Genomic DNA, 18,481 nt, shown 5'->3' with positions numbered 1-18,481 from the left:
ATCCGGACAGCGTACAGAAGGATACTACGGAACTGGATATAGAAAGGAATTGGGCAGGCAATGGATTACAGGCATGAATTAAAGTATATGGTGACAGCTGAAGATATGGCGCTTTTGGAAGGCCGTATCCGCAGACTGGTACCCTTGGATGCTCATGCAGGGGAAGCAGGCATGTACCAAATCCGGAGTCTATACTTTGATGATTATCATAACAGCTATTACTTGGAAAATGAGATAGGAACGGATCCCAGAGAAAAGTTCCGAATCCGCATTTACAATGGCGACAGCGGGCGGATCAGCCTGGAACTAAAGCGAAAGGAACATGGAATGACCCAGAAGCTGTCTTGTCTTCTTGAGGAAGAACAATGCAGAACACTGATGGAAGGGAGGCTGCTCCCTGTGAATGGGAATGATCCCCCAGTGCTTAAGAAGCTGAATCTTCTCATGCGGACAAGGCTTTTGAGGCCAAAGGTGATTGTGGAATATGACAGGGTTCCCTTTGCAGATAAATTGGGTAATACCCGGATTACTCTGGATCGGAATATGGCATCATCCGATGAAATCGGGCGCTTTTTGGAGCCAAAGCTTCGAAGGCGTCCCATTATGGCAGCAGGCCGGCATATTCTGGAGGTGAAATATGATGAGTTTCTTCCGGACTATATCTATCGGAACCTGCAGCTTTCAAAATTAAGGCAGACAGCATTTTCCAAATATTATTTATGCAGGAGATATGCATTGAAGGAAAATCTGTAATAATACAAAATTAATAAATGCAGAAGGCATTGTATAAAATACTGCAGAACTAAAATTAGGAGGAAGTAAACAATGGGATTTCAAGATGTATTTAAAAAATCATTTCTTGAAGGATTTACAAGTATGGATATTTCGGCCGGGCGGATAATGGCTACCTTTTTGGTAACCTGTATACTTGCCTGCTATATATTTGTGATTTATCGGCTGATGACACGGAAGTCTTTTTATTCAAAAGGCTTTAATGTGTCTCTTGCGGCTCTTTCCGTAATTACGGCAGCAATAATTCTGGCTATGCAGTCCAATTTGGTAATTTCGCTAGGTATGGTGGGTGCATTGTCTATTGTGCGTTTCCGTACAGCTATTAAAGATCCTATGGATCTGGTATTTCTGTTCTGGTCCATCAGTGTGGGAATTATCTGTGGGGCCGGTCTTTTTGAGGTAGCCCTTTTGACCTGTCTGGTTGTAACCGTATTAGTACTTGTTTTGGAGAATCTTCCTGTTTCCAGAGCGCCTATGATGCTGGTAGTAAACTTGACTGACACGGATAGTGAAGACCAGGTTCTGGACGTAGTGAAGAAGTTCAGCCGATTCCATAAGGTGAAGTCCAGAAATATCTCCCAGGGAAATATGGATATGGTCATAGAGGTCCGGGTGAAAGAGGAAGGGGCTTTTGTAAAAGAGGTATCAGGCCTTGCCAAAGTTCGGTCGGTGTCACTTATTTCTCATGATGGTGAAGTCACTTTTTAATGCTGTGGAATTTTATCCCCTGCAGGAGCTTTATATGAATCAGTTATTTAAGCTGTGCGGGCGCGGACTGCGTTATGTCAGGCAGTACGGGCCCGCACAATTATATTATAAAATAAAAGAACGTAGGGAGCGGAATCAGGCAGAAGCAGGCTACGAGGCATGGCTTAAGGAACGTCTGGAGGAGGAAAAGGCAACTGTGAAGGAGGCAGAAGAACTGTCGAAAAAAGGCCCCCTTATCAGTGTGCTGGTGCCAGCCTATGAGACACCGCCCCTTTTTCTGCGTCAGATGATTGAATCCGTGCTGGAGCAGAGCTATGGAAATCTGGAGCTTTGTATTGCTGACGGCAGTCCGTCTGACCAGGTGAGGCAGATTGCAGAGGAATATGCAGGGAAGGATTCACGGCTGCACTATGAAAAACTGAATCAGAACCTTGGGATTTCCGAGAATACCAATGTAGCTCTTTCTATGGCAAAGGGGGACTATATAGGCCTCCTTGATCATGATGATCTGCTCCTGCCCGGAGCTCTTTATGAAGTGGCAGGGATCCTTTATAAAGCAGGGGGCGCTGATGCAGTTTATACAGACGAGGATAAGGTAAATATGGATCTTACCCATCATTTCCAACCTCATTTTAAGCCTGATTTTAACTCGGAATATTTGCTTAGCAACAATTATATCTGCCATTTTTTCGTGGTGAAACGAGAACTGGCCCAAAGGGTCGGAGGGTTTAGGGAAGCGTTTGACGGGGCTCAGGATTATGATTTTATCCTGCGCTGTACAGAACGGGCAGAGAGAGTTCTGCATATTCCCAAGGTGCTCTATTCATGGCGCTGCCATGAGGCTTCCACAGCGGCCAATCCGGAGAGCAAGCTCTATGCCTATGAAGCAGGAAAACAGGCGGTTGCGGCCCATCTGAAACGTATGGGAATTCGGGGAGAAGTACTGAGTACATCCAATTATGGATTCCATCGGATCCGCTTTCACTGGGAAGATCCGAAAATCTTAATAAAATCTTTTGCAAATTTAAATGGACAAATGGGTGTAAAAGTTGTATATTATGATAAAGCATGTAACAATTCTGTAACAATTCCTCAGAATAGTGATTATGTGCTTTTTGCGCATGTCCGGAATGCAGGACTGTCGGAAGGGTTTCTGGAAGAGCTTTGCGCCTGCTGTGAACGCCCGAAGGTCGGCATTGCCTGTGCAAGGGTGTATGACAAAAAGAAACGGCTTACTTCGGATATTTGTATGGAGGGTGTTAAGGATTCCTTTGGAGGAAGTATGCAGGGGCTTAAAGAGGGCTGTACCGGATATTTTCATCGGGCAGTGCTGCATCAGGAGCTGGTATCTCCCACAGACTGTTTTCTGGTGAAAGGGAAGCTTTTGAGGGGAGTGGATCACCTTACTGTGGAGGAGCTCTGTACACACATTACAAAACAAGGGTATCGGATTGTCTACAATCCGTGGGCGGTAGTTTATGAAAGCAGATAGCAGGGTATCTGTGGTGGTGCCTAATTATAATGGAATAGCATTTGTGGAAAACTGTTTGAAGGCGCTTATTCAGGATGCGCCGAAGGCAGAGATTCTGGTGGTTGACAATGGCTCCACCGATGGAAGCCGGGAGCTGGTCATAGAGAAGTTTCCCCAGGTACGAGTGATTGCGTTAGGGGAAAATTTTGGCTTTTGCAAGGCATCCAATGTAGGAATGCAGAAAGCTTCATCTCCCTATGTGATTCTTTTGAACAATGATACAGAGGTGCTGCCGGGCTTTACTGAGGCCATGGTGTCAGCTTTACAGTTGGAATCCCGGGCTTTTTCTGCCGGAGCAAAAATGATTCAGCTTCACCATCCGGAAAAAATTGACGATGCTGGTAATTTTTACTGTGCTCTTGGCTGGGCTTTTGCGAGAGGAAAAGACAAGCCTGTGGAATACTATGAAAAGCCGGATGAGATCTTTGCAGCCTGCGGCGGTGCAGCGATCTACCGCAAGGCTTTGCTGGAACGGATAGGATATCTGGACGAGTCTCACTTTGCTTACCTGGAGGATATCGATCTGGGATGGAGAGCTAAAATTGCAGGATGGAAGAATATCTATGAGCCGAGGGCAAAGGTTCTCCATGTGGGAAGCGGAACCAGCGGTTCCAGATATAATGAGTTCAAGGTACATTTAAGCTCCAGAAACAGCATTTATCTGGTCTATAAGAACATGCCGGCTCTTCAGCTTTTTTTGAATTTTCCTTTTATGCTGGCTGGCTTTGGGGTAAAATATCTGTTTTTTGTAAAAAAAGGTCTTGGAAAAACTTATCGAAAAGGCTTGAAAGAAGGGCTTTCCATGTGCCACAGGGAGAAGAAAGTAAAGTTTTGTTGGAAAAATCTTCCCCACTATGGTAAAATCCAGATAGAACTATGGATAAATATTGGGAAGAGATTTAGGTGAGAGAGATTGATAAAGGATAACCAGCAGCACTTTAACCGGCTGCATGTGCTGATAGATGCCCTTGTGATTATAGCATCTTATTTTCTGGCATGGGTGATACAGTTTCCGATTTTGCATAACACCACAGGACTTTTGTTCGGCCAGTATATGATTGTACTGTTCTTTCTGGTTCCTGTTTATCTGCTGCTGTATATGGCATTCAGCCTGTATACCACCAAGAGTGTCCGCAGAAAAAGGGTAGAGCTGGGCAAGATCGTAGAGGCCAATACCATAGGCCTGGTTCTGTTTTTAGCATTGATGTATCTCCTGCGAAGCGCTTCGGATGTTACGGATTACTATTCCAGAATGATGCTACTTTATTTTTATGTAATCAACATTCTTCTGGAGGGGCTGGTTCGCACTCTTATCCGACTTGTCCTTCAGCGGCTGCGCCGAAAAGGTTTCAATCAGAAGCATATGGTGCTGGTAGGTTACAGCCGGGCAACAGAAGAATATATTGATCGAATCAAGGCTAATCCGGAATGGGGCTATGAGATTATGGGTATTCTGGATGACAATGTAGAATGCGGCATGCGCTATCGAGGGGTTCAGGTATTTGGAAGGACGGAGGAGATAGAAGAACTGCTTTCCCGGACATCCCCTGATGAGATTGCGATCACTCTGGGACTAAGTGAGTATTCTAAGCTGGAGCATATTGTGGCGGTTTGTGAGAAATCCGGTGTGCATACAAAATTTGTTCCGGATTATAATAATATTATACCTACACGGCCTTACACAGAGGATTTGATGGGGCTGCCCGTGATTAATATCCGGCATGTTCCTTTAACCAACACCTTTAATGCAGTGGTGAAACGGACCATGGATATTGTGGGAGGTTTAGGGGCGATTATACTTTTTTCGCCTGTGATGCTGATAACAGCAATTGCAATTAAGGCTACTTCTCCAGGGCCGCTTATTTATGCCCAGGAAAGAGTCGGGCTTCATAATAAGACTTTTCGTATGTATAAGTTCCGCTCCATGGATGTCCAATCTCCAAAGAAGGAAAGGGGAGCATGGACAGTGCCGGATGATCCAAGAGTTACCGCAGTTGGAAAGGTGATTCGAAAGACAAGTATTGACGAGCTTCCGCAGCTTTTCAATATTTTGAAAGGTGATATGAGTCTGGTAGGGCCTCGGCCGGAACGCCCCTTTTTTGTGGAAAAGTTCCGGGAAGAGATTCCTAGATATATGATTAAACACCAGGTACGCCCGGGAATGACCGGGTGGGCTCAGGTCAATGGCTATCGGGGAAATACCTCGATTCGGAAGCGCATTGAGTTCGATTTATATTATATCGAAAACTGGACGCCTGGGTTTGATATAAAAATTTTGTTTCTGACAATCTTTAAGGGCTTTGTGAATGAAAATGCCTATTAATGTCAGAAAGCAGAAAGGGTTATGATATGGCAGCCGATACAAAAGCAAGAAATAGGAGAGGGAGACAGGGGCATAAGCTGAGTAAAAAGCAGAAGAAGATTAGGAGAAGAAGAAAACTGATCGGAATACTGGCGGCGGAGTTGGTGCTTCTTTTGCTTTTGGGCGTGGGCGTCTGGGGACTTGGAAAGCTGGATAAGTTTCAGGACTTGGGCGTGGATGCGGACAAAGTAGAGATGAATGATATGGAGGACGCTACAGAAGAGGTATTGAAGGGTTATACCAATATTGCACTTTTTGGAATTGATACCCGAACTATGGGCGATCTGGGTGCCGGGAACCGGAGCGATACCATCATTATTGCCAGTATCAATAATGAGACCAAGGAGGTAAGACTGGCCTCTATATTCCGGGATACTTATCTGAACCGGGCCGATGATACTTATGGAAAATGCAATGCTGCTTATAAAGCAGGAGGCCCTAATCAGGCTATGGCTATGCTGAATACCAATCTGGATCTGAATATTAAATATTTTGTCAGTGTGGATTTCCTGGCTTTGATCAAGACCATTGATTTACTGGGCGGCGTTGATATAGACGTGCAGGATAATGAGTGGGAATGGATCAACAACTATATGTATGAGACTACAGCAGTGACAGGAGAATTTGGTGTCTTTGTAGAAGGGCCGGGGCTTCAGACCCTGAGCGGCCTTCAGGCTACTTCTTATTGCCGAATCCGTGCGGTGGGAAATGACTTTGGCCGGACGGAACGCCAGCGGACGGTTATTACAGAGATTGCACGGAAGGCTAAGTCCGCAAGTCTTGGAACCATCAACCAGATTATTGACGAGGTATTTCCGCTGATTGCCACCAACATTCCCAAGGCGGAGATGATAAAGATGGCAGCCAGCATGATGTCTTATGAAATTGGAGAGACAGGAGGCTTCCCCACTCTGCGAGAGAATGTGAAGATCAACGGTGCTGACATTGTGGCGCCTGCGGATTTGGAAGCGAATGTCAGAGAACTGCATAAGTTTCTCTTTAACGAGGAGGACTATTATCCCTCCCCGACAGTAATCCAGTTTAATGATGAGATATCCAGTCAAACAGGCGTGTACGCCAAGGAAAGCGGCACGTAAAGCAGAAACCGAATGGACGGGGAAGTCAAAGCCTCGTCCATTTTTCAGGAATGCTTTGGAGAGAACAGTACATGAGGATAGATGTGATTATACCAACCTTTCATCCGGGGAAGGAGTTTTTAGAGCTTTTGAAAAGGCTGGAATCCCAGACACAGAACATTCATAAAATAGTGGTTATGAATACCAGAACAGGAGCCTTCCCGGAGGGGCTGACAGAGTATTATGACAATGTGGAGGTTTATCATCTGGACCGGTCGGAGTTTGATCATGGAGGCACGCGAAATGCCGGTGTGGGGCATACAGATGCGGAATATCTTCTGTTTATGACCCAGGATGCTATGCCGGCAGATGAATATTTGGTAGAACGGCTGGCAGAGATGTTTGCAAATCCACAAGTAAAGGCCGCCTATGCCAGACAGCTTCCAAGGAAGGAATGCAGGGAGCTGGAACGGTATACGCGCAGCTTTAATTATCCGGAGGAAAGCCGGATTCAGACAAAGTCAGATCTGAAAACACTTGGAATCAAGACCTTTTTCTGCTCCAATGTATGTGCGATGTATGAACGGGAGACTTTTTTAAAGCAAGGAGGCTTTATAAATCATACGATCTTTAATGAGGATATGATTTATGCAGGGGGACTTATAAAAAACGATTATGGGATTGCGTACGTTGCGGAGGCAAGGGTGATTCATTCTCATAATTACAGCGGGATCAAGCAATTTAAGCGGAACTTTGATCTGGCTGTCTCTCAAACGGAGCATCCGGAGGTGTTTGGGGGGGTTGTTTCGGAACAAGAAGGGATTCGGCTGGTGAAGCAGACAGCAGTCCATTGCTTGAAGATTAGAAAGCCCTGGCTGATATTTAGTCTTGTGTTTTTCAGCGGATGCAAGTATATTGGTTATAAGCTGGGAAGAAATTATCAAAGGCTTCCCGGATGGCTGGTACAGCGGTGTACGATGAACAGGGAGTATTGGAACTTGAAATAGCAGTACTTTGACAGTGCACAGAAGAATTTCCAGGCACATGTTTTTGTGACAGGAAGTTCTTCTAATAGAGGGTGTGCTGTAAAAGTACTGCGGAACTTGAAATAGGAGGATTTTATCTATGTGTGGAATTGTTGGTTACATTGGAAGTGAACAGGCGGCACCTATTTTGCTGGATGGATTGTCCAAGCTGGAATATCGCGGCTATGATTCGGCAGGGGTTGCCATCTATAATGGAGATGAGATCAAGGTAGTTAAGGCCAAGGGACGTCTGAAAGTTTTAAGCGAAATGACTCATGATGGTACTGCTTTGCCCGGAATTGCCGGAATCGGTCATACCCGGTGGGCAACTCATGGCGCTCCCTCGGATACCAACGCCCATCCTCATTACAATCAGGATGAATCCATAGTGGTGGTACATAATGGAATTATAGAGAATTATTTAAAGCTGAAAAAAAAGCTGGAAAGCCGGGGGTATACGTTCCGCTCCGATACAGACACAGAGGTAGTTGCCCATCTTCTGGATTACTATTACAATGGAGATCCTCTGGAAGCAATCGGAAAGCTGATGCATCGGGTGGAAGGCTCCTATGCTTTTGGCATTCTTTTTGCAGATCATCCGGGAGAAATCTATGCAGCCCGTAAGGACAGTCCGCTGATTGTAGGCTCTTCCGAAAGCGGAAATCTCATTGCTTCGGATGTTCCGGCGGTTCTGCGCTACACAAGAAGCGTTTATTATATTCAAAATCAGGAGATTGCTAAGCTGACTGCGGATTCCATGACCTTTTATAATATTGACGAGGAAGAGATAGAGAAGGAGCCTGTGACCATTGAATGGGATATCAATGCGGCAGAAAAGGGCGGCTATGAGCATTTCATGCTGAAGGAGATCTACGAACAGCCGGGGGCTGTGCGTGATACCTTCAGTCCCCGTCTAAAGGATGGAAAGATTGTGATCGAAGAATTGGGTATGACGGACGAAGAGCTTCAGGCAGTAAAAAAACTCTGTATTGTAGCCTGCGGCTCTGCCTACCATACAGGCATGACCTGTAAATATGTCTTTGAAGGTCTGGCCCGGATTCCTGTAGAAGTAGATTTGGCCAGTGAGTTTCGTTACCGCAACCCTATTTTGGAGGAAGGAACGCTGGTAGTGATTATCAGCCAATCAGGAGAAACAGCAGACTCTCTGGCAGCGCTTCGGGAGGCAAAGGCCAAAGGAAGACCGGTGCTTGCCATTGTAAATGTGGTGGGAAGTTCTATTGCAAGGGAAGCAGACAATGTAATGTACACCTGGGCAGGTCCGGAGATTGCCGTTGCCACTACAAAGGCTTACAGCACGCAGCTCATTGCACAGTACCTTTTGGCCATGAAGCTGGCTCAGGTGCGCGGTACAGTGGATGAGAAGACACTTGGGGAGATGCTGGCGGATTTGGAGCGTCTTCCGGCGCAGATAGAGCTGCTTTTGGGAAATAAGGAGCGGATTCAGAGGTTTGCCAATCGGTATCTGGCAGCAAAGGATGTGTTCTTTATTGGCCGGGGACTTGATTATGCTATTTCTATGGAGGGCTCTTTAAAGCTAAAAGAGACTTCCTATATCCATTCTGAGGCTTATGCAGCAGGGGAGTTAAAGCATGGAACCATTTCTCTTATTGAAGAGGGAACGCTTGTGGCGGCTGTAGCAACGCAGGATCAGCTTTTGGCGAAAATGATCAGTAATATTGTAGAGGTACGTACCCGCGGCGCATTCGTTATGGCAGTTACCAATGTGGGGAATGTGGAGATAGAGAAAAATGCAGATTATGTGATTTATATCCCAAGGACGAATCCTTACTTTGCCAATTCTCTGGCAATTATTCCGCTGCAGCTTTTTGCTTATTATATTTCCATTGGCCGGGGCTGTGATGTTGATAAGCCGCGGAATCTGGCAAAATCAGTGACTGTTGAGTAATACAAAAATATATATCAATATAAGATAAGGGAGAGATACCATGATTAACAAACTTATTGCAAAGATTCAAAAAACAAAAGCTCCTATTGTAATCGGTTTGGATCCGATGCTGAACTATGTTCCGGAGCATATACAGAAAAAAGCGTTTGCGGAATATGGGGAAACCCTTGCAGGAGCGGCGGAGGCTATCTGGCAGTTTAACAAGGAAATTGTGGATAAGACCTGGGATTTGGTTCCGGCAGTAAAGCCGCAGATTGCCATGTATGAGCAGTTTGGCATCGAGGGTCTGAAGGCATATCAGAAGACGGTGGATTACTGCCATGCAAAGGATCTGGTGGTTATCGGTGACATTAAGCGAGGGGACATTGGCTCAACCTCCGCTGCCTACGCAGCAGGACACCTGGGAAAAATTCAGGTAGGAAGCAAATGCTATACGGCCTTTCATGAAGACTTTGCGACGGTGAATCCCTATCTGGGCAGCGATGGCATAAAGCCCTTTATAGAGGTGTGTCAGGAGGAAAATAAGGGAATCTTTGTTTTGGTGAAGACCTCTAATCCGTCCAGCGGAGAGTTTCAGGATCGCCTGATTGACGGCCGCCCCCTTTATGAGCATGTAGGAGAAAAGGTAGCCCAGTGGGGGGAAGAGCACATGGGAGACAGCTATAGCTATATTGGAGCTGTTGTGGGAGCTACTTATCCGGAAATGGGAAAGATTTTGAGAAAGCTAATGCCAAAGACCTTTATTCTGGTGCCGGGTTACGGTGCCCAGGGAGGAACGGCAAAGGATCTGGTTCATTTCTTTAATCCGGACGGACTGGGAGCTATTGTAAATTCTTCACGGGGAATTATTGCAGCATATAAGCAGGAGAAATATGCTTCCTTTGGCCCGGAGCATTTTGCAGATGCTTCCAGAGCGGCAGTGGAGGATATGACGGCAGATATTCGTCAGGCGTTGGAGACGAGGTAGAAAGTGGAATAGAGGGACTTAGTATGAAGTACAGGGAAACGGCTGTAATTACGGAACAGCAGAAGATTGCCACGGATATCTACAGTATGTGGCTTCAGACAGAACGGATTGCAGGGGAGGCAGTTCCGGGACAGTTTCTTTCTGTCTATAGCAGGGATGAAAGCAGGATGCTTCCAAGACCCATCAGCATTTGCCAGGTAGATCAGAGGAGGGGAAGAATTCGTCTGGTATACCGGATAGCCGGAAAAGGAACGAAGGAATTTTCCGGTTATGGCACAGGGGATACCTTGGAGATTGTAGGTCCTTTGGGTAATGGTTTCCCTTTGGACAAGGGATATGAAAAGGTTCTTCTTATTGGCGGAGGAATCGGGATACCGCCCATGGTGGAGCTTTCTGAGAGATTGTCTGGGGAGAAGCTGATTGTAGTCGGCTATCGGAACAGCGAACTCTTTTTGAAGGAAGAACTGGAGAGAAATGGGGAACTATATCTGGCTTCTGAGGACGGGAGTGTGGGAACAAAAGGAAATGTGCTGGATGCTATTCATGGGAAGAAGCTAAGCGGCCAGGCTATATTTGCCTGCGGTCCTACACCCATGCTGCGCGCGCTGAAGACTTATGCGGCAGAGCAGGGAATAGACTGCTATCTTTCCCTGGAGGAGCGCATGGCCTGCGGCGTGGGGGCATGTCTGGCTTGTGTATGTCATTCTATGGATATAGATGCTCATACCCATGTAAAGAATAAACGTATCTGTAAGGATGGTCCTGTATTTGCAGCAGGAGAGATCGAACTTTAAACATGGGGCATGGAGGAAGGAAAAAGGTATGGAATACAAGACAATTGTAAATCTGGCAGGAGTGGAATTAAAAAATCCTGTTATGACAGCTTCCGGAACCTTTGGTTCTGGCGCAGAATACAGTGAATTTTATGATTTGGGGGCCTTGGGAGCTGTAGTTACAAAGGGGGTGGCAAATGTTCCATGGCCGGGAAATCCAACCCCCAGGATTGCTGAGACTGCCAGCGGCATGCTCAATGCCATTGGACTTCAGAACCCAGGAATTGATGTCTTTATTCAGAGAGATATTCCGTTTTTGCGTCAGTTTGACACTAGGATTATTGTAAATGTCTGTGGAAAAACTATTTCCGATTACTGCGAAGTAGTGGAAAAACTCTCAGATCAGCCAGTGGATCTTTTAGAAATCAATGTATCCTGTCCTAATGTAAAGGAAGGAGGCATTGCTTTTGGCCAGAAGCCGGAAGCACTGGAGAAAGTGACCCGTGAGGTAAAGAAGTATGCAAAGCAGCCGGTGATTATGAAGCTCAGTCCCAATGTGACAGATATTGGGGAGATGGCACGGGCGGCAGAGTCGGGGGGCGCAGATGTGCTTTCTCTTATTAATACTTTAACTGGGATGAAGATTGATATTCATAGAAGAACCTTTGCCATAGCAAACCAGACAGGCGGTTTGTCAGGGCCCGCTGTAAAGCCGGTAGCCGTGCGTATGGTATATCAGGCAGCTCAGGCTGTATCCCTGCCAATTATTGGCATGGGAGGTATTTGCAATGAGGAGGATGCCCTGGAGTTTATTCTGGCCGGTGCTGCGGCTGTATCTGTGGGAACAGCGAATTTTGCCAATCCCTATGCAGCCAAGGAGACAGCGGAAGGCATTCGGGCTTATATGGAACAGTATCATGTGGAAGATATAAATGATTTGATTGGTGCAGTACATTAAATATTTATAGAGCTTCATACGGTGTTGATTAAAAAGCACCAGCCGCCGCGTGTTCCTCCGGGATAATCAATATGTGTGAACCGAGACACCGGCGATACGGGCAAAACCGCACTCATCCCGGAACTGATGCCAGAATTATTATAATGCGGAAATAGAAATAAAGCAAGATACACCTCCCTTTCTGTAACCCTTTCCGTGCCTTTTACATATTCTAGATCGTAAAGAAAAAATGCAAAAGGAGAGCTTATGGCAACAAAGATCGTAGTGGATGCAGGACACGGAGGAAGCAATCCGGGCGCAGTATATGAGGGCCGCCGGGAAAGTGACGACGCCCTGCGGCTTGCAATGGCAGTGGGACGGATTCTGGAATCAAACGGATATGATGTAAGCTACACAAGAACCAGTGATGTTACCCAGTCCGTAGGACAGAAAGCAGCAATTGCCAATGAGGAGGGAGCGGATCTCTTTGTATCCATTCATAGGAACGCAGGAGAATATCCGGGACAGTATACAGGGGTTCAGACCCTGATTTATGACGATTCCGGAATCAAAAAGCAGATGGCGGAGAGAATTAATGCGAATCTGGCGGCATTAGGCTTTCGCAATGCCGGTGTGAGTATCCGCCCCAATCTGGTAGTACTTAACAGCACGCAGATGCCTGCTCTGCTGGTAGAGGCAGGGTTTATAGACAGCGACGTGGATAACCGTCTCTTTGACAGCCGTTTTCAGGCTATGGCTCAGGCCATTGCGGATGGGATTATGGATACCTTAGAAGGAACCCAAGTGTCATCCAGCAATGTATCGGAGGATGACCGGGGTGAGGAAGAGCGCCGCAGGCCGCCTGTGCCCCGCCCGCCTATGATGCGTCCCCCTATGCCTCCGGCGCAGCCTATGCCGCCTGAGGAACCGGAGGAGCTGTACCGGGTACAGGCAGGAGCTTTCCGGGAGCGCCAGAATGCGGATAATCTTCTGCAGCTTCTGGAAAATGACGGGTTCCCGGCATTCATTGTCTTTCAGGATGGCCTGTACAAGGTACAGGTGGGAGCTTTCACACGTTTGAGCAATGCCATTGCCATGGAGCGGGAGGTTCGGGAAAAAGGATATAATACGTATATTACTACCTGACTTAGATAAACGGGAACCGGGATTTTGCCATTGAGACGAAAATTATTATAAAATGCGTAGAATGTAAAAAAATCAATGTCTAAAAGAGATGAAAACAGAGCTGCTGTTTTGGGAGTGATTGCCTAAACAGCAGCTCAAATTACTTAGGAGTTTAAAATATATGTTTCCACAGCCCAGGCCACGCCGCATTCATCGTTGGTGAAAGGAGAAACGCAGTCCGCTTTGCTTAAGGTTTCCGGGTAAGCGTTTTTCATGGCAACGCCCAAACCGGCATATTCAAGCATGGAAATATCGTTCAGCCCATCACCGCAGGCCATGAGCTCCTTGCGGGAAATATTTAAATAGTCACAAATCTTGGAAAGGGCCTTATCCTTTGCAACTCCCTTTGGGGCTAACTCCAAAAAGAAGGATTCTGCAAAAAAACTGTCGCAGATATGGGAATATTTTGCAAGAAATTCATCACGAGCCTTCAGAAGCCGTTCATGTTTCCCTGCTCCCAGAATCTTTGGAATCGGATAATCTAAAAATTCCGGAAGATTGGAAACCTTTTCCACTGTTGTGTAATTGCATTTACATTCTCTTAAGACATACTCGTCCGTATCCGTTTCCGCAACGATGTGTGTATCCGTATAAGATAAGGGCTGCGCACCATGCTTTTTAACGATGGCACAGGTGTCGGCAATTGCTTCTTTGGGGAACATTAATTCCTGTATGATGTCTCCGGTTTGATAATCAAAGATTTTTCCGCCATTGAAAGCAGCGATAATACCGCCGCGCTTTTCAAATTCCAGCTCTTTTGCAAGGCCTCTTATGCCCATAACGGATCGCCCGGATATTAAGATTATCTTTACGCCTAAGTCCATTGCTTTCCACAGGGCCTCTTTATTTTCGGGCGGAAGATTTTTATTGCTGTCTGTTAAAGTTCCATCCAAATCCAGTGCTAATGCTTTGTATTTTAAGCTTTCCATACAAGCCTCCCTTAATTGTCTTTTATAAAAATCATATATCATTGTTAAATGTTACACCATTACCGGTTAAAGTGTCAAGAAAAGGTGTTTGTGCTATGGGGTCAGAGGGACTGCCCCCCGCTGAAAACGACTTAAAATGGGCAGTCCCTGTTACAATTCGCACCTTTGTGAAATAAAAATTTTATAAAATCTGGTATAGTGTGAATTGTAACAAAACCCTTGAAAAAAGCTTTTATATCGTATAACATTAGAAAGCGGAAGAACAGCCAGCGTCCAGGCGGTCGGTAAAAGGGAAGACAGGAGATAGTTGCTTGGGAGAAAATAAAAGTTATGAACTTTGCATATGAGATTCAGGATAAATCAGTTAAAATCTGGCGCTGCTTCAGCTATGGGACAAAGATTGAGGTTCCGGACAGGCTGGCAGGGTATCCGGTAGCGGAACTGGCGCCTTATGCATTTTCGGCCCATATGGAGGAAGAGAAGCTGGAGGAGAAAATACGGTCAGGACAGCTTCTTCTATCCGGGGAGAATGAGGAACCGGCCCTCTGCGGTTTCCGTTTGAAAGGGATATATCTGCCGGCAGCGCTTCAAAAAATAGGAGCTTATGCATTTTACAATTGCAGCGGCCTGGAACATTTCTCTTTTCATGGAAGCCTTAAGGATCTGGGAGCCGGATTATTTACCGGCTGCCATCATATAAGACAGCTGGAGCTTACCTTGGATGATACAGGAACATCCTGCCTGCAGGAGATTTTGATGGAACTGAATGAGGAACTCAGGCTTACTATTTACAGAGGCAATGAAGAAGCAAGGCTGGTATTTCCGGAATTTTATGAGGAAGGCGTGGAGAATACGCCGGCACGGATTCTTATGACTCAGATGCACGGCAGCGGAATGCATTTTCGAAATTGCTTTTATCGGAAAAGATTTGATTTTCATGCCTATGACGGATGCTTTTTTCGGGCAAAGGCTCAGGAGGACAGGGATTCGGTGCTGGAACTGGCTCTGGGACGCTTGCGGTTTTCCATGGAACTGGGAGCAGAGGGAAGAACGGATTATGAAAAATATCTTAGGGAGCATTTGCCGGAAGCCGGACTGTGGGCCATAGAACAGAGAGATATGGAACTTTTGAACTGGCTGGTTAAAGAGCATCTTCCCGGAAGCCCGGAGGAGGAAATAATTTTACGCCGGCTTCTGGGACAGGCAGCAGAGCGGGGGTTTACGGAGGGGAATGGGTTTCTCCTAAGTGTGCTGCATGGACGTTTTTCATCCAGGGAGGAACTATTTGAGTTTTGAAACTGCTGATTATAGAGTGGATACAATTTTGAAAGGAGCCGTCACAGGCTATGGTGATGCATAAGGAACAAGAACGGTATCTGCAAAAGGAGGTGCTGGGGACAAGAATTTTAAACCAGGCACGAAATGAGCTTTATCTTCATATGCGCTTTCTGGATCTGGCTTTGGGAAGCTTTCCTGTCCGGCCGGGGGCGGAAGTGCATCCGGCGGGAACCGATGGGGGAACGCTCTTTTTTGCACCGGATGATTTGCTAAAGCTTTACCAGACAGGCAGAGTCTATGTGATGCGTCTGTATCTTCACGGCCTGATGCACTGCCTGTTCTGCCATCCCTTTTATAGAAAAGAACGGGATATGGAATATTGGAATCTGGCCTGTGATATTGCGGCGGAATCCGTTCTTGACGGCCTCCATTTGAAATGCGTGCATCTTCCGGGCGTTTTTCGTCAGGCTGTCTATGCAAGGCTTAAGGAAAAGCTGACCGTGCTCACAGCGGGAGGTATTTACAGAGAACTTTGCCGCATGCAGATAAGCGGTTCGGAGCTTATGGGCTGGAAGCAGGCGTTTTCTGTGGACGATCATAGTCTTTGGGAACAGGAGAAGCCCCCATCCCAAGTAGAACAGAACCGGAAACAGTGGGAGAATCTTCGGGAACGGATGGAAATGGATATGGAGACATTTTCTAAGGAGGCGGCAGAGGGCAGCAAGGGACTTGTGGAGCAGCTTCGGATTGAAAATCACCGCCGTTATGATTACCGGGAATTTTTACGAAGGTTCTCTGTTCGGAAAGAAGAAATGCAGGTAGATATGGATACCTTTGACTATGTCTTTTATCACTATGGCCTTTCTCTTTACGGAAATATGCCCCTCATTGAGCCCCAGGAGACCAAGGAGGTTCAGAAGATTGAGGAGTTTGTCATTGTGATTGATACCTCCATGTCCTGCAAGGATGAGCTGGTCCGGCGTTTCCTGGAGGAGACTTACAATGTCTTGCAGGAGTCGGAAAGCTTTTTTCGTGAGATTCATATTCGGATTCTCCAGTGTGACGACCGTGTCCAGTCGGATGCGGAGATCACCGGCCAGGAGGAACTGAAAAGTTATATGGAGCATCTGACTATAAAGGGGCAGGGAGGAACGGATTTTCGTCCGGCCTTTGCCTATGTGGAGGAACTGCTGACAAGGAAAGCGTTTTACCGTCTCAGGGGACTTTTGTATTTTACGGATGGATATGGAACCTTTCCTGCAAAGATGCCCCCATATGAGACAGCCTTTATATTTATCAAGGACAATTACCGGGATGTGGATGTGCCGCCCTGGGCGATTAAGCTGATATTGGGACCAGATGAATTAAGTGAGTAGAATAAAGTATTTTAGAAACAGGCATTTGGCTTTGAGATGTTTATGGACACATTTTGTCTGACTTAAGTGAAAAAGAGGAGAAAAGGGATATGAATATTAAACGGGCAAAGCAGGAGATTAAGGATGCGGTAAAAGCCTATCTTTTAAAGGATGCCTACGGCGTATATGAGATACCGGCTATCCGTCAGAGGCCCTTATTGCTTCTGGGAGCGCCGGGGATCGGAAAGACACAGATTATGGAGCAGATTGCCCGGGAATGCGGCATTGCCCTGGTATCCTACACCATTACTCATCACACCAGACAGAGCGCTATGGGTCTTCCATTTATTCTGGAAAAGGATTTCGGAGGGGAGAAAAAGGCAGTCACCGAGTACACTATGAGCGAGATCATTGCTTCGGTGTATGAGAAGATGGAGAAGACGGGGTTAAAGGAGGGTATCCTTTTTATAGATGAGATTAACTGTGTTTCCGAAACGCTGGCCCCGGCCATGCTTCAATTTCTCCAGTGCAAGACTTTTGGAACCCATCAGGTGCCGGAGGGCTGGATCATTGTGGCAGCAGGAAATCCGCCGGAATACAACAAGTCTGTCCGGGAGTTTGATGTGGTGACTATGGACCGGGTTCGGAATATAGAGGTAGAGCCGGATTTTGAGGTCTGGAGGGAATATGCGGTTTCCGTGGGAATGCATCCGGCGATTCTTTCTTATCTGAATATACGGCCCGCACATTTCTACCAGATGGAAAATACGGTGGATGGCCGGAGGTTTGCAACGCCCAGAGGCTGGGAGGATTTGTCCCGGATGCTGGAGGTCTGTGAACGGATTGGAAAGACTGCGGATAAAGAGGTGGTTGTCCAGTATCTCCAGCATGAAAGGATTGCAGGAGGTTTCGCTAATTATCTGGAGCTTTACGGAAAGTATCAGAGAGACTATCAGATAGAGGAGATTTTGAAAGGGAATATGCAGGTGGGAATGGTGAAAAAGCTGTCCCATGCTTCCTTTGATGAACGTCTCAGTGTGGTAAGCCTTTTGCTTTCCGGCTGCAAGGGAAGCTTCCGGGAAGAGCAGCTTCAAAAACGGTTTGTGGAGAAGCTGTTTGGGAAAATGAAAGAGGCAAGAGGGATGCTTACAGGGGAAAACGAAAAGAACCTGTTTTCCTGGGAAATTTTGGAGCTGTTGCGGAAAGAAAACGAGGATCTCCGAAAACGGCAGAAAGAGGCGGAGCTTCTCACCAGAGAGCAGGAACGGGAAATGCTGCGCCTTTCGGATACGTTAGCTTTTTATGGAATGGAACTGAAAAAGCAGGCTCCCGCTGCGGGGGAAGCGGCCTTGGAGCTTTTGCGGAAGCTTTTTGCAAAGGAGCGCTCTGCTTATGATGAGGGGAAAGCAAAGAGTGCCTGTTATCTGGAACATGCCTTTGATTTTATGGAATTGGCCTTTGGAGCTAGTCAGGAAATGGCGATCTTTGTTACCGAGCTGAACAGCGATCCGGCGGCGGTGGCGTTTCTGGAGGATTATGCCTGTGAGAGGTATGATCGTTATAATCAAAGCTTGCTTTTTGAGCAGGAGGATCGGGAGATTCTGGGGCAGATTGAGGAACTGGATTAGGAGGAAAA

At 46.5% G+C, this 18,481-nt stretch carries 16 protein-coding genes; 15 read left to right on the top strand and 1 reads right to left on the bottom strand.

All coding sequences use genetic code 11. The features are described from left to right. Positions 1-60 precede the first annotated feature (60 nt). The 12 genes from VSQ61_RS03995 (at position 61) to VSQ61_RS03940 (ending at position 13,244) form a co-directional block, all read left to right on the top strand. Positions 61-753, top strand: coding sequence for a polyphosphate polymerase domain-containing protein (locus VSQ61_RS03995; RefSeq protein WP_334343147.1), 693 nt, complete (start codon positions 61-63; stop codon positions 751-753). 72 nt (positions 754-825) lie between these two features. Beyond that, on the top strand, positions 826-1,500 hold the full coding sequence (locus VSQ61_RS03990; RefSeq protein WP_334343146.1) for a DUF4956 domain-containing protein: 675 nt from the start codon (positions 826-828) through the stop codon (positions 1,498-1,500). Positions 1,501-1,534: 34 nt separating this feature from the next. After that, positions 1,535-2,992, top strand: coding sequence for a glycosyltransferase family 2 protein (locus tag VSQ61_RS03985; RefSeq protein ID WP_334343145.1), 1,458 nt, complete (start codon positions 1,535-1,537; stop codon positions 2,990-2,992). Then, on the top strand, positions 2,979-3,938 hold the full coding sequence (locus tag VSQ61_RS03980) for a glycosyltransferase family 2 protein (RefSeq protein WP_334343144.1): 960 nt from the start codon (positions 2,979-2,981) through the stop codon (positions 3,936-3,938). The genes VSQ61_RS03985 and VSQ61_RS03980 overlap by 14 nt, the downstream gene beginning before the upstream one ends. Before the next feature lie 6 nt (positions 3,939-3,944). After that, entirely contained in the window at positions 3,945-5,354 is a 1,410-nt protein-coding gene (locus VSQ61_RS03975) for an undecaprenyl-phosphate glucose phosphotransferase (RefSeq protein WP_334343143.1), read from the top strand. After that, on the top strand, positions 5,354-6,490 hold the full coding sequence (locus VSQ61_RS03970) for an LCP family protein (protein WP_334343142.1): 1,137 nt from the start codon (positions 5,354-5,356) through the stop codon (positions 6,488-6,490). The genes VSQ61_RS03975 and VSQ61_RS03970 overlap by 1 nt, the downstream gene beginning before the upstream one ends. Positions 6,491-6,561: 71 nt before the next feature. Next, the gene (locus tag VSQ61_RS03965; protein ID WP_334343141.1) at positions 6,562-7,476 is read left to right on the top strand and encodes a glycosyltransferase family 2 protein; all 915 of its coding nucleotides are present in this window, start codon (positions 6,562-6,564) and stop codon (positions 7,474-7,476) included. Positions 7,477-7,594: 118 nt separating this feature from the next. Next, positions 7,595-9,421, top strand: coding sequence for a glutamine--fructose-6-phosphate transaminase (isomerizing) (gene glmS, locus VSQ61_RS03960; RefSeq protein ID WP_334343140.1), 1,827 nt, complete (start codon positions 7,595-7,597; stop codon positions 9,419-9,421). A gap of 40 nt (positions 9,422-9,461) precedes the next feature. Continuing rightward, a complete protein-coding gene (pyrF, locus tag VSQ61_RS03955; RefSeq protein WP_334343139.1) occupies positions 9,462-10,388 on the top strand; it encodes an orotidine-5'-phosphate decarboxylase in 927 nt (308 codons plus the stop codon). A gap of 23 nt (positions 10,389-10,411) precedes the next feature. Then, positions 10,412-11,182 (top strand): dihydroorotate dehydrogenase electron transfer subunit, encoded by a 771-nt coding sequence (locus VSQ61_RS03950; RefSeq protein ID WP_334343138.1) that lies wholly within the window; start codon positions 10,412-10,414, stop codon positions 11,180-11,182. Positions 11,183-11,210: 28 nt separating this feature from the next. Next, a complete protein-coding gene (locus VSQ61_RS03945; protein WP_334343137.1) occupies positions 11,211-12,119 on the top strand; it encodes a dihydroorotate dehydrogenase in 909 nt (302 codons plus the stop codon). A gap of 246 nt (positions 12,120-12,365) precedes the next feature. Next, positions 12,366-13,244, top strand: coding sequence for an N-acetylmuramoyl-L-alanine amidase (locus tag VSQ61_RS03940; protein WP_334343136.1), 879 nt, complete (start codon positions 12,366-12,368; stop codon positions 13,242-13,244). A gap of 143 nt (positions 13,245-13,387) precedes the next feature. Here VSQ61_RS03940 and VSQ61_RS03935 read toward each other — a convergent pair whose 3' ends face one another. Beyond that, positions 13,388-14,212 carry a Cof-type HAD-IIB family hydrolase gene (locus tag VSQ61_RS03935; protein WP_334343135.1) on the bottom strand — a complete coding sequence of 275 codons (825 nt, stop codon included), beginning with the start codon at positions 14,210-14,212 and terminating at the stop codon, positions 13,388-13,390. Between the two features lie 330 nt (positions 14,213-14,542). On the opposite strand from VSQ61_RS03935, the gene VSQ61_RS03930 reads away from it, so the two are divergent. The 3 genes from VSQ61_RS03930 to VSQ61_RS03920 all read left to right on the top strand — a co-directional run bounded on the left by VSQ61_RS03930 (position 14,543) and on the right by VSQ61_RS03920 (position 18,473). Beyond that, positions 14,543-15,508, top strand: a complete 966-nt coding sequence (locus tag VSQ61_RS03930) for a leucine-rich repeat protein (RefSeq protein WP_334343134.1) — start codon at positions 14,543-14,545, stop codon at positions 15,506-15,508. 50 nt (positions 15,509-15,558) lie between these two features. After that, the gene (locus tag VSQ61_RS03925; RefSeq protein ID WP_334343133.1) at positions 15,559-16,866 is read left to right on the top strand and encodes a vWA domain-containing protein; all 1,308 of its coding nucleotides are present in this window, start codon (positions 15,559-15,561) and stop codon (positions 16,864-16,866) included. Between the two features lie 89 nt (positions 16,867-16,955). Next, positions 16,956-18,473, top strand: a complete 1,518-nt coding sequence (locus tag VSQ61_RS03920; RefSeq protein WP_334343132.1) for an ATP-binding protein — start codon at positions 16,956-16,958, stop codon at positions 18,471-18,473. Positions 18,474-18,481 lie beyond the last annotated feature (8 nt).

Origin of the sequence: Candidatus Merdisoma sp. JLR.KK006 (genome assembly GCF_036941035.1) — a bacterium.
Taxonomy (GTDB): Bacteria; Bacillota; Clostridia; order Lachnospirales; family Lachnospiraceae; genus Laedolimicola.
This window is presented reverse-complemented; position numbering and strand designations above follow the sequence as displayed.